10 protein-coding genes are annotated in these 12,991 nt (G+C 41.5%); 5 read left to right on the top strand and 5 right to left on the bottom strand.

Going from position 1 to position 12,991, the window contains the following annotated elements:
• The first annotated feature begins 27 nt into the window (after nucleotides 1-27).
• Nucleotides 28-2,871: a TolB family protein gene (locus HJP15_RS06345; protein WP_170173352.1), complete on the top strand. Its 2,844-nt coding sequence runs from the start codon at nucleotides 28-30 to the stop codon at nucleotides 2,869-2,871.
• Between the two features lie 44 nt (nucleotides 2,872-2,915).
• Here the strand turns inward: HJP15_RS06345 and HJP15_RS06350 are convergent, their stop codons facing one another.
• On the bottom strand, nucleotides 2,916-4,052 hold the full coding sequence (locus tag HJP15_RS06350; RefSeq protein ID WP_054454328.1) for a PepSY-associated TM helix domain-containing protein: 1,137 nt from the start codon (nucleotides 4,050-4,052) through the stop codon (nucleotides 2,916-2,918).
• 299 nt (nucleotides 4,053-4,351) lie between these two features.
• Here HJP15_RS06350 and HJP15_RS06355 point away from each other — a divergent pair, with 299 nt between their 5' ends.
• The 4 genes from HJP15_RS06355 to HJP15_RS06370 all read left to right on the top strand — a co-directional run bounded on the left by HJP15_RS06355 (nucleotide 4,352) and on the right by HJP15_RS06370 (nucleotide 7,174).
• Complete coding sequence (locus HJP15_RS06355) at nucleotides 4,352-4,966, top strand: PQ-loop domain-containing transporter (protein WP_054205850.1); 615 nt, start codon at nucleotides 4,352-4,354, stop codon at nucleotides 4,964-4,966.
• A gap of 85 nt (nucleotides 4,967-5,051) precedes the next feature.
• Nucleotides 5,052-5,879 carry a hypothetical protein gene (locus HJP15_RS06360; RefSeq protein WP_054454332.1) on the top strand — a complete coding sequence of 276 codons (828 nt, stop codon included), beginning with the start codon at nucleotides 5,052-5,054 and terminating at the stop codon, nucleotides 5,877-5,879.
• The gene (locus HJP15_RS06365) at nucleotides 5,876-6,361 is read left to right on the top strand and encodes a pilin (protein WP_054205852.1); all 486 of its coding nucleotides are present in this window, start codon (nucleotides 5,876-5,878) and stop codon (nucleotides 6,359-6,361) included. Before HJP15_RS06360 ends, HJP15_RS06365 begins: the two co-directional genes overlap by 4 nt.
• A 24-nt stretch (nucleotides 6,362-6,385) precedes the next feature.
• On the top strand, nucleotides 6,386-7,174 hold the full coding sequence (locus HJP15_RS06370) for a PhzF family phenazine biosynthesis protein (protein ID WP_054205853.1): 789 nt from the start codon (nucleotides 6,386-6,388) through the stop codon (nucleotides 7,172-7,174).
• Nucleotides 7,175-7,190: 16 nt separating this feature from the next.
• Here the strand turns inward: HJP15_RS06370 and HJP15_RS06375 are convergent, their stop codons facing one another.
• From HJP15_RS06375 to HJP15_RS06390, 4 genes are read right to left on the bottom strand one after another with little or no spacing between them, the layout of a single operon-like run.
• On the bottom strand, nucleotides 7,191-8,435 hold the full coding sequence (locus tag HJP15_RS06375) for a sensor histidine kinase (RefSeq protein ID WP_170173282.1): 1,245 nt from the start codon (nucleotides 8,433-8,435) through the stop codon (nucleotides 7,191-7,193).
• On the bottom strand, nucleotides 8,428-9,777 hold the full coding sequence (locus HJP15_RS06380) for a sigma-54-dependent transcriptional regulator (protein WP_249365804.1): 1,350 nt from the start codon (nucleotides 9,775-9,777) through the stop codon (nucleotides 8,428-8,430). Before HJP15_RS06380 ends, HJP15_RS06375 begins: the two co-directional genes overlap by 8 nt.
• A 12-nt stretch (nucleotides 9,778-9,789) precedes the next feature.
• A complete protein-coding gene (locus tag HJP15_RS06385) occupies nucleotides 9,790-12,294 on the bottom strand; it encodes an ABC transporter permease (protein ID WP_170173283.1) in 2,505 nt (834 codons plus the stop codon).
• The gene (locus tag HJP15_RS06390) at nucleotides 12,291-12,983 is read right to left on the bottom strand and encodes an ABC transporter ATP-binding protein (protein ID WP_054205856.1); all 693 of its coding nucleotides are present in this window, start codon (nucleotides 12,981-12,983) and stop codon (nucleotides 12,291-12,293) included. The genes HJP15_RS06385 and HJP15_RS06390 overlap by 4 nt, the downstream gene beginning before the upstream one ends.
• Between the last annotated feature and the right edge of the window lie 8 nt (nucleotides 12,984-12,991).

Below are 12,991 nucleotides of genomic sequence, written 5' to 3' on the forward strand. Positions count from 1 at the left end.
CGCCAATATAAAGATTCAGGGATCATGATGAAAAAGACCTTACTTGCCGCAGCGCTATTAGTTGCTACTAACGCACAGGCCGCTGTGCAATGGCAAACTATTCATACTGAGCATTTTAATGTTCACTTTAGCCCCGAAAGTGCTGATTGGGCTCGCTCAGCAGCCAATGAACTCGAAATTGTTCGTAGTAAAGTACTCAAACAACAAAACCGGGCGCTTGACGAAACCGTCGATGTGGTGGTGTTTGATCCTCTTAATGCCGCCAATGGTTTTGCATTACCAGTATCTAATAAACCATTGATGGCGCTTTTTACCACCCCCCCGCAGTCAGATACCGTTATTTCAAATAGCAGTGGTTGGCAACAGCTTCTTGTTTTGCATGAATATATTCATTTAGTTCATTTAGCGCAGCCAACGCGAAGTCATTGGCGCCAAGAATTGCGCGATATATGGGATGTATATGATATCGCGCATAGCGAAATACCGCGTTGGGCAGCTGAAGGGTATGCAACTTTGCTTGAATCTAAAATGACCGGGCGCGGGCGGCTCTTTGATAATTATAGCGAAGCAATCCTGATTGAGTTTGCACAGCAAGGCGCATTACCAACTTATGGACAGTTAAGTAGCACTGAAGGTGGCTTTATGGCTGGCTCAATGGCGTATTTAATGGGTGTGCGCTATTTGAATTGGCTCGAGATTAATTATTCGCAGCAAACGCTCGATGCAGTATGGACGCGGATGCAAGGCGTTAAAAACCGTGAATTTGAAGAGGCGTTTACGGGCGTTTTTGGTGATTCACCGAGCAAACTTTATCGACGTTTTGTTGCTGAATATACTTTTCAAGCTATGAGCAAAGAGCAAGAAGAACAGGCGCTTACAAGTAAGCTGTGGCTTGAACTAGATTTATACGCGAGTAACCCTGCATTATCACCAAACAATCAACAGTTAGCTGTGGTTGAACGCGACCGTGATGGTAAAACTCAACTTAAAGTTTATAGCACGCAAGATAACGAAGAGGCATCAAAGAGGTTTAATAAGCAGCAGCAAGCGCTATTAGCTGACGATCCAAACGATATTATAGATACTGCGCCAAGTGTATTTAAGCGTAAGCAAAAGCACATTCTTAACCAGATTAATCATGCGGGTATTCAAAATCCACAATGGTTAAATGATGAGGTAATTTATTTTGGCGCTTTTAGTACTGAGGAGGAGGGCGCTAACAACCGAGTTGCAGATATTTTTAGCTGGAATACGCAAACCGGTGACATTGAGAAACTGACTAACTTGGCAGGTATTAGACGTTTTAGTATTACTGATAATGGCCAAACACTCTATGCAGAGCAAGTGCGTGGTGGCTATTCTGAATTAGTTCGATTTGATGTCCAAACAGGTGTAAGTCACGCATTATTTGAGAAAGATTTAGCAGTTGTTTATGACTATCCAGTCCTTAGTCCAGATCAGCAGCAGTTAGCGTTTATAAAAACCGAGTTTAATCATAATTGGCAGTTGTATATACAAGATTTGCATGGTGCTAAAACGGTCGCGGTGCCCATGCCCGTAGGTTATCAATATCTTTCTCAGCCGAGTTGGAGCAGTGATGGAACTTCGGTACTTTTTGTTGCTGGATTAAATGGTGCTACAGATATTTATCGCTACAATTTAGCCGATGAAAGCTTACACAAATTAACTCAAGGGCAGCAGGCTGTTGCTAACCCACTTGCTATGCTGGATGACTCAGTGCTGTATTTTTCTATTGGCAGCGATGGCCCCGATGTGATGCAACTAAGAGTCGGTGATAATGCAGAGCTGGTCACTGATTTTGCGCCAAATAGTATAGCCCCAAAGTTGGTTGTTGATGAGCATACTTTGCCTGATGCTAAAGTTTATATGCAGCCGATAGGTGAGCAAACTAATTATGATATTTGGCAACAAAAAGCCACTTTAGCACTGGGGGAGCAATATAACTCAGCGTCAGCATCGTTATTTAGTCTAAGTGTAAAAGGCAGTGACTTACTTAAGCAGTTAGATTGGCAAGCAGGATACAGTATTGATCTACATGACTCTGCACTTAAAGGGGCGTTTGGGCAAGTGCGATACAGTGCCCTCCCCGTTAAAATTAATGCCGAGTTATTTTCGTATGACCTTAATGCCGAAAAGCAGTATCAAACAGCCTTAAGTGCGCATTATGTTGCAACTGGGGGTTATCTGTCTGCAAATCTGCCACTACGCTTTGGCGAATTTAAGCTAGAGCCGGAGTTGGCATATAACTACACCGATTATGAGTATGCAGATAAATCCCTTAAAGATAATGCTAGCCAATGGTTACGAGCAGGTGTGAAGCAATCATGGCATTATGATCAGCAAGTATTTGCTATTGGCCAGGAGGTTAATGCCCGATGGTACACTGGCAAAGCACAAGCAAAGAGTTGGCAAGGTTATGATTTAGCTGCGAAGGTGTTTGGACAAGCCTATGATGTACCAATGTACGTTAGTTATCAGCAGCAATATCGTGATGATACACACCTTGTAATAGGTGGCTTTAGTTCATCGCTGATTTCAGCTAAAACGCACAGTGACATTGTATTTTCACCCGAGCTTCCCTTTTATAGCACTGTAGGTCAACGTTATCAGGGGTATGGCGGCGGTATTAGCTTGGAAGAGGGAATGCCATGGCTTTACTATAAACAGCACCAGGTGGATAGCCAAGTATACGCACAAAGCTATGGATTGAAGTGGCAAGGCCCTTTCGATTTTGGCTTAGGCCCTGCGGGCCTAAGTGATCTTAATTTTGATTTTGGTTTAGTCAGGGTTGAAGGTGACAGCTTTGAAGATGAGCTTAGAGGTTGGTTAGGGTTTTATTATTCTCTTTAATAGTGAAAGAGGCTTTTAAAGGCCTCTTTCAGCTTATCTATTCGTTATGTGTTTAATGGGTGTTGTTGCTTTTGCTGTCGGTTTTTTTGCGATTGTTTTTTACGTTTTCTGCGGCTAAACCATAGGTAAAAGCCAGTACCTGCAAGCCATACAGGGCTTAAACCAATCACGCACCATAGAATTTTACTGATTAACCCTGCAAAGTAGCCAAAGTGTAATTTTCTAAAACTATCAATAACTTTCCAGCCTACGGCTACTTCGCGAATATCCCAGTTAGCCATGTGTTTTCCGGTTAACTTGTTGTAAGTAACAGTATTTGCGTATTCACTGGCTAATGGGTTGTTGCTATCAACTTCACCAAATAAGGTAATATTTTCATCAGGCTCTAATGGCATAACTAAAAAAGTGGTATTAAACGTTGGCATTTGCTTTTTACTATCATCAAGAATAGCTTGAAAATTAATGGCATCGCTGTGCAGGTTTTTGGTCAGTACAAAGTGTTCTTCTTCTGCATGTTCAATCACCTCGTGATACCACACAGCCCAGTTAAAATAACCCCCCGTGATCGCTAAAATTAAAATAATCGGCGAGCCAAGCACACCTGTCATTTTGTGAATGTCACTCAGCACTATTTGTAACGTTGCACGCCAGCGCACTGAGAATAAACGCTGCCAAAATTTACGATAAATAATTAACCCTGTAATACCTAGTACAAGTAAAAACAATGCGAAGAAAAATCCTAAAACAGTGCCCGTTTGCCCTGGCAGTGCTTTTATGTCGTTGAGTAAAAAAGTGTAATGTAGTTCTAAAAACCAATCAGTGAAATAGTGACTAGTGCCTACCGGTTGAGAGAGAATGTCACCTGTATATTGATTTAAATGAAATTTATGCCAAATCCCCGTTCCGCGTTCAACTAAATAAACCCGATCAGCAGTATCATCACTAAATATTTCCCAGCTCCCGATCACGAATCGTGGGAATGCATTTTCGGTAATGGTAATTAAGCTATCGATTGGCTTTCGCTCAGAGGACGACGGCACAACAAAGTGGCTGTCAGGCATGAGCAAACCGTCTATTTCACTTTTAAATACTAATATGCTGCCAGTAATGCTGATCACAATCAGTGGGATCAATGCACAAAGAGCAAACCAACTATGAACTTTAAACAGTGTTTTTCTCATAAACCCAGTAATCACAACAATAAATAATGACGCATGATAACAATTCGCAATGTTATTTCAATTGCTGTTATTGTTTTTTAACATTTACAGCAGTAAACCAGCGGGAGATAACAGGAACTGTAATGGTAACTTGCCAGTTGACGAGTGAGTTTATTTTGTTCAATGGTTGCTTGTTTGAGGAAGATCATTACAATGCCGCGCCTTACATAAAACAAATAAAAACAGTGATTTACAATTTTAATTTGTTTTGTTTAAAGTCTGATAACTTATTAACCAATTAATAACGAGCGAGGTTTATTTTGGCGCATTATCTGCCGATATTATCATCATTTATTCTAGTATTTAGTTTTTTACCGTTACTTAATAAAATACGTAAAAATCGCAGTGTGTCAGGGTTATCGTTATTGATGATGACATTTGGTGTTGCGCAAAGTGTCTACTTTATTACTTTTAATTTATACTTTGAGCGGTATTACATGGTGTTACCGTTTGTAGTGACTGGTGGTTTAAGCGGCTTGATTTTGTACTATTTTGCCCGCTATAACGCAAAGCGAGAGGAGCGAATTCAATTAGCTGCGATGCTTGGCTTCTCACTTTTACCATTTTTACTCTTACTAAACCCTGAGCTTGAGATTGCAAAAGTGCTGACGTGGTTAACGTTTGTAGGGCTAATTATGAGTTCGGTAAGGGTAATGCCACAAACTTATAAAACACTACGCAGTGGCGATATAAGTAACTTAAGTGCGCGTTACTTTAGCCTGCAATTTTTAGCGGGTGTGTGTGGTTTATTTGCAGAATTGGCGATGGTTGTACCAAGCACTTCGCATATCTTAACATTTGTGATGATACTACTTACTAATGCCGCACAACTGGGCTGTATTCAATACTATAAAATGCGCCCTGCAATAATCTAAAATGTGTTTGAATAGTCAACAATTAATTCCAAACCAGCTGATTGTATGGCAAATTATCCTATCTTCAATGAAACAAGGATAGAGAATGAATTGGGATCAGCTCGGTTATTTATGCCGAATATATTCATCTGCAAATGAAATTAGTGACTCGGAGCAAAATCAATTACGCTCCGCGACGCACTTAAATATTTATAAACAGGGTCAACCGCAAAGCCAGCTTGCAACAAAGTTGGCTAAGCAGCTGGTCGATAATCCAAATCCGAGTCAGCAAAAACAACTTTCAACGTGCTATGCAAAGCTGCCGAGCATCATTACATCGCCTTCATTTGATTATAAAAATAAACTCGGCTATTTAGCGGTTTTATTCGGTATTTTCATTGTTATTAGCGCTATTTATCAAGTGTTTGTGATCCCCGCGTTTATAGAAATACTCGGCACTCATAATATCAATTTGCCACATTCTTTAAATCAATACGCGCAGTATTGGTATGTTGCTATTGTGTTGTTGGCTATGTTATTTACCATTGTGTGTATCACTATTCTTAAACTTCGCGATGCCTGCAACTTAGCGTCTACAGAGCCATTTACAGGGATGTTTGGTGTCATCATACCAAAGCAGATCAAGCAGCAATACGCCATACTGATGGCAATTTTTGGCTTTTTTGAGCAAGACTCGAAAAACAAGGCGACCTTACCTGAAATAATGCACCTACAAAGCTGCCAGTTACATGGCCTTGCTCTGGGCGACGAGTTTGCATATTTAGTTGAGCAAAAATTACGGTTATTAAATGATGCAGCAAAAAAACAGATCAACAAACTTATTTACCTATTTAGCGCCATTTTGGTTTTAGTTATTTATTTGTTTTTACAACAAGCGTACAAACCTATTTTTATTATTGGAGAAATAGTATGAGGCATAAAGGATTTACACTCATTGAGTTAATGGTCGTTGTGGCTATTATAGGTATTTTGGCGTCTATTGCATTGCCGCAATATAGTAAATACTTACAACGCAGTGAATTGGTTGACCCCTTGGCAATGGCGGCTGCAATTCGCGAAGACGTCACTGCTTTTTATTTAGAGCAAGGGCGATTTCCTGCAAATAATGAACAGGCAGGCGTACCCGCGAGTGAATTTTTAATTGGTAATCGCGTTACTGGGATCAGCGTAGATGGCGGCGCCATTCATATTAGCTTAGGTAACAAAGCTTCTGCGCCTTTACAAAATACGGTACTTACATTTCGTCCTGCGGTTGTGATGGGGAGCCCAACAAGCCCGATTGCTTGGCTGTGTGGGTTTGATAAACCTGTTACTGGTATGCAAGCGATAGGGGAGAATAAAACCACAGTCCCTAAAGATATTTTGCCCTCTTCGTGTTTAAACATTAAGTTATAAATACCTCATTAATTAGGAAAGCAGATGCAATTAACGATTCATCAAATTGATGCATTCACCAGTGAATTATTTAAAGGTAACTATGCTGCGGTAATCGATGTTGAAGCGTGGCTCAGTGATGAGCTTATGCTACAAATAGGCGCTGAGAATAATGTGTCTGAAACCGCGTTTACGTGCAAACAAGCCGATGGAAGCTTTGCAATACGTTGGTTTTCACCATTAATGGAAATTGATTTTTGCGGCCATGCCACACTTGCCGCCGCTTTTGTGTTGTGTGAACAGCATGATGTAAAGCAAGTAACGTTTCATGCACCTGCGGTAGGTGAGCTAATTATCAATAAAAATGATGATGCTAGCTTTGCTATGACCTTCCCGAAGCAAGCACCGAGTGAGGCTGAGAATATACCTTCAGAGTTGTTTGATGGCTTGTCTATACAACCAATTAAGGTGTTGAAAAATCAGCAGGCTTACTTTGTTATTTATGAAAATGAGGAAGATGTCGTTCACCTTAAAACAGACTCTAGTTTGCTCAAAACCTTATATCCGTTAGATGTAGTTGCGACGGCTAAAAGTTCAGAATATGATTTTATCTCACGTTATTTTTGGCCTGCAAGTGGTGGCGATGAAGACTTTGTAACTGGCTCAATTCATACGGGTCTTGCGCCTTACTGGGCGCAGCAATTAGGTAAAAAGTCACTCAGCGCGTATCAAGCTTCAAGCCGGGGTGGACATATGCAATGTGATGTAGGTGATCATACAGTGACTTTAACAGGGCGGGCTGTACGCTATATGCAAGGCACGATTTATTTATAACTGCTATTTATAACTGCTATTTGGTGCTGCCTTGTGGAAGTTTAATGGTGATTTGCGCGCCATGTTCGGTATTTGCTAACTGTAGCTGGCCGTTGTGCTTTTGTATTATGTCGTTACATAGCGCGAGTCCAAGCCCGTTGCCGGTTTTTTTAGTGGTGTATAAAGGCTGGATTGCGTGCTCTAGATTAGCAAAGCCTGGGCCGTTGTCGGTCAGTTGCAGTATTTGTATACCGGCTTGGTGAAAGCAACGTAAGGTTATACATGCAGGACTGTGAGTGGCCTCAAATGTATTTTTAAATACATTAATTAACAGTTGCTCAATAAGTAGCTTATCAGCAAAGCATTGCGACTCGCCCGCAAAATTAAGTTGGATATTTTGCTCGGCTGCGTTGAGTGTGGCTAAGGCTTTTAAATCAAAGTAGTGTGGCTTTGCTGCAGGCAAGCGGCTTAATTCTGAGTAGGCTTTTATAAACTGCAGCAGTGATTCACTGCGTGATTTTACTCGCGTTAATACTTGTCTTGTTTGTTTTTCATTTAGTGTTTCTGTGCTTAGTAGTGTATCTGTCATAGATGCCATGGGGGTCAGCGAGTTATTTAACTCATGCGATAAAATACGAATTAAATCAGCTTGGGATTGACGTTTTGCATCTTGCAGTTGATTACCAATATAACTGGCGGTAATAAGTGTTTGTTTTGTATCATTGAGCGCAATACGTTGCACTTGCCAATTTTGATTTAATTTAGCATGACTACATTGTTTATCTTTAACTGTAAAACCGCATTCAGCCATACTCATACCCCGTAGTAGCGGCGTTTTAAGTTGCTGATACATCGGATGATTGAAGAAAATAAGCTGCTCTTGCTCGTTAAATAGGGCTACTGGGTGGGGCCAGTGTTGAAATAGCCCGTCGATCAAATGCGTTGATTGTGGTGCAGGCTTGTTAAATAGCGTTTCAATTTGTGCACCGAGAGCCGTCCATGGTGAGCTTGGATCTTTGTAACCTAAGCTAAGGTTACTTTGCCCTTGCTGTTTTGCATCAATGTAGGCTTGCAGCTGAGCAACAGGCGAAAAATAAGCGTTAAATAGCCTGTAGATACACATAATAAGCAGATAACTAAGGCAAATAGCCAAAGTGGTAGTTAGCAGTACGTCTTGGCTGAATTGGTAAATCCAGCCTGTACTTGGCACAATAATAGCGCAAAAAATACCAGTGAACGTGCTAATTACCTTGGCTTTATGGCTCACTTTAAAGTTACTCATCAAACCCCTCCAGTTGGTATTTTTCCATCCGTCGGTACAGCGCATTACGTGAAATACCTAAACTTTTTGCCGCCGCAGTTATTTGTTGGTTATGCTGTTGTAGTACGTCAGTGATTCTTTGTTTTTCAAGCTCTTCAAGTGTGAGTTGTGGAATTAATTGGCTTTTACTTGTTTGGCTATCCAGCATTATATGGGCTAATTCGATGACACTCTGCGTGCAAATCAACATAGCGCGTTCTATTACATGGCTTAGCTCACGAATATTACCGGGCCAGCTATGGTTGCATAGCAGCTCTTCAACGCTTTGGGATAATGTGCAAGGCGACTTGTTATATTTACCAGCAAACTGATTAATAAAATGTGCGGCGAGTGGCAATATATCGTCTATTCGTTCACGCAGAGCTGGGAGCGTGATCACAAAGGTGTTTAAGCGATAATATAAATCTTGGCGAAATTGCCCGTTTGTAATCGCGCTGGCTAAGTCTTGATTGGTTGCTGCAATTAGGCGTACGTTAACCTGCTCACTGTTGTTTGCGCCCAGCGGTGTAAATTCACCGGTTTCGAGTACTTGCAATAATTTAGGCTGTAAATGAAACGGTAAAGTGCCTATTTCATCCATAAATAAGGTGCCATTTTTGGCGCGGCTAAACGCACCAGTGCGGTCTTGCTTAGCGTCGGTAAACGCGCCTTTATGATGACCGAATAGCTCACTTTCAAATAAAGACTCTGCAACAGCACCCATATTTAGGCTCACAAAGGGGGCTTCACTGCGTGCGCTTAATTGGTGGATACGCTTGGCTAGTTGTGATTTACCCGTGCCGTTTTCTCCTAAAATTAATAAGTTAGCATCGGTTGGTGCAAGCTGTGTTATTAGGGTATTGAGCGATTGCATCGCGCTGGAGTATGCTATCCAATCACTTTGTGTCGGCTGCGTAGTAATAGGCTTAATGTGATTAGCTATTTGGCTGAGTAATTTTTCTTTTCGCCATGGTTTTTCAATAAAATCTTTAGCGCCAGTTTGTAACCCGGTTACTGCAAGTTCAATATTTGCCCATGCAGTCATTAGCATAACGGGAATATCCAATGGCGTGATTTGCTCTAGTAGTGCAAGACCTTCCTTTCCTGAAGTAGTATCACGGGTGAAGTTCATGTCCAGTAACACCAGCGCAGGCGTTAACCGACAGAGCAATTGCATGCATTGGCTTGGTCCATCAGCTTCAACCACACGATAGCCTGCCTGCTCTAAAAGTAGTGATAGGGCAAAGCGAATGTCATCGTCGTCATCAACAACTAAAATAGTGTGTGGGGTCATTGTGGTTGTAATGGCAGCGTATGCTGCCATCTCCTTAAAAGTTTACTGCTCCCTAAGCGCGCGCATAGGGTCAGCATTAATAATACGCCATACTACCAAAACAATGGCAATAAAGACGATAGCAATCAATAAACTAGTGAATATTGTTAGTGCTTGCCAAGAAAATGCTGGCAACATAGGAATTGCTTTTTGTAGCGCTAAATAAAGACCGCAGGCGAGGGTAATAGCAATAGCTAGCGCACTCAGTAGTAAGCCATTAAAGCTTTTTAATGTTCGCTTCATTAGGTTAATACGGCTTGCGCCGGTTGCCATGCGTATTGCAAGTTCAAAGCGTTTTAATTCTGTAAAGCTCATCGCCATACCATTACTACCTACGGCTGCAAGTAGCAAAGTTAATAGAGATAACGCACTGATAAAATAAAACTGTACGCGCTGCGGCATTGTTTGTTCTGCCCAGCGCTCATCAAGTGTGCGTGCATCTACTTCAATCACTTGTGGGTGAGCATATTGAATCGCTTGCATAATGGCATGTTTGTCAAAGCTCTGCCCTGGTGGTAGCTGCATAGCAATATTGATCCCAAAATTAGCATTATCGTGCGAATAACTGTAAAGCATAGTTGGATAGCCCTGATCTTTTGCCATCATGGTGTAATTGTCTGCGATTACTCCAATAACTTGACGATTAGAAACTTTTTTACCTATTACCGATTCAATCGTGCCATCTGTGGACAATTGCTTGGCAAAGGTTTCGTTGATCAATGCCACAGGCTCTAAATTTAGATACTGCGTTTGAGTCATATTCTGCCCTGCTAGCAAATTGAGCTTATAGGTCTGTAAATAATCAGACGCAATATTAATCGTCATATAGGTAAAGCGCTCTTGTGTTTGCTCATCCTCAGTCATATTTATGACGGTATTAAAACTAAAGGGTTCGCCTTGGCTTTGTAGTGGGGTGATATTTGGCTGCACTTGGAGGATTGCTTGCTCAAGTTGATTTTTTATTTCGAGCGCCCCCTGATAGCGTTGCTTAGTTTTTTGCTCTGCGGCCTCAGGATCTTGTGCGACTTGCGCTACTTTTTCCTCAATTTCAGCACTGTCTAAAATCGGATCATCGTTACTTTGTAGACGTACATTGGCTATTAGTGTATTTCCTGGCTCAAAACCTAAGTGAATATTTAGCTTATCGTAGGCGGTATTTGCCAGCATAGCGGTGCCCGTTAAAATAACCGCAGCGGAGCTTAACTGTGCAATAAATAACACTTGACTAAGACGGGTCACTTTACCTGCATTGACACCCTTATTACCGTTATTAAGGTTGCTAATTAGTTGTGTTTGATCAAACTGACGGGTTGATAAAAATGCAAAAAATAAATTTATCGTCAGCACAATTGCAACCGCAACAGCAATAGTTATTGCATCAATTTGCACTAGTTCAAGCATCGCGATATTACCACCGCTGATGATAGGTAATAGCCTAATCAGCCAAGCGGCACCTAACAAACCTAATACTGCGGCGAGTAAAAAGGTGCTCAGGTTTTCTAAAAAGCTCATTACTAATAATTTGTTGCGTGATGCGCCCATACATAACTGTGTGGCAAATTCTTGTTCGCGTTGTTGGTAATGGGCAATAAATAGGTTTAGTAGGTTGAGGCTTGCCATTACGAGTAAGATGACCACAGTTGCTAATAAAAACAACAGCATGGTTTGCTGATCTTCCATCAGGTTATCGCGATATAAGGTTGCCGTGCTTTCTGGAGCCATGCTCTCAAACATTTGTTTCATAGGGCCAAGCTGTTCACCTTGGTCAAGATAATACTGCTGCCAAAAACTCTCCATGTCATCGGCCGTAAATGCACGTTCGGTTTGGCGAAATAGGGGCTGCAGGCTGCCATCTATCGTCATTTGTGTAGGCATTGCTGCTTTTTCGGCTAAATCATAATAACGCCAAACTTGTTGAGTATATTTTTCATCGTTATCGGAATTAAACGATGAAAAGTCACTGACCACTCCGCGAATTTGCACCGATGTGGCGTCTATTTGTAATGTTTGACCTATTGCATTTACGTTTTTTTGAAATGCGCTTTGCCATAAACTCTCAGAGATCCACACAGAGTTTTGAGTATTTACTTTGTTTGGTTGTTCACCTAGTAGCAGGGTTCCTCCGACCATGGTCATAAAGTTATTACTGGCATCAAAACGTGACACTGGGTAATTCGTTTCATGCACTTTTACCGCACTTTCGTCAGCTTGGTATGCAGCAAACTGGCCGTATCCTTTGTATTGCTCAGCTAATAGTGCCAAGCGCTTAGCAGTAAACATAGAAACACGCATGTCTTGTGAAACCGCCATGGTACGGTTAATGACATACAGGCTGTTTTCGTCTTTTATATCAGGTAAAGGTTTAAAAATAAGATGGCTACTCATGGCGACAACAGCAAGCACCGCTGCCAACGTTAAACTTAACGTAAGTAGAATTGGCAGTGACAAGCGTGGCAATGTAAATAGCCGTAAAACACCGTGACGTAATGCGCGTAGATAAAAACTCATGCAACGGCCTCCTGATGTTCAACCAATACTTTACCATCAAATAAACGGATTTGACGCTGTGCCATTTGGCTGTAACGTTCATCATGCGTCACCATAACAACGGTGGCACCTTGCTTGTTTAAATCAAGTAACAGTTGCATTACAGCATCGCCGTTTTGGCTATCTAAGTTACCGGTTGGTTCATCTACTAGCAGTAAGTCAGGGTTGCCTACTAATGCGCGAGCGATTGCAACGCGCTGCTGTTGTCCGCCAGATAACTGGTTTGGTTTATGATCTAAGCGTGCACTCATGTTTACCGCCGCTAGCTGTTTCTCCACTGCGGTTTTTATTTCTTTGCTAGATGTGCCGCGGTGCTCCAATGGCAATGCCACGTTTTCAAATACAGTTAGGCTATCAATTAAATTGAATGACTGAAATACATAGCCAATATGCTTGTTACGTACGCTAGAGCGTTGATCAACTTTAAGGCTATGTGTATCAATATTGGCTAATTGATAATGGCCATCAGTTGGCGTATCTAGCAGGCCTAAAATACTGAGCAAGGTTGACTTTCCACAACCTGAAGCCCCTGAGATAGCGATGAATTCACCTTTATTGATAGTTAAAGATACATCTTGTAGGGCATGTGTTTTTACTTGGCCTTTACTGTACACTTTATTGATATTGTTAATTGTTACGAGTGCTGTCATGAGGTTTT

It is taken from the genome of Pseudoalteromonas sp. NEC-BIFX-2020_002 (assembly GCF_013002825.1).
Classification (GTDB): Bacteria; Pseudomonadota; Gammaproteobacteria; order Enterobacterales; family Alteromonadaceae; genus Pseudoalteromonas; species Pseudoalteromonas neustonica.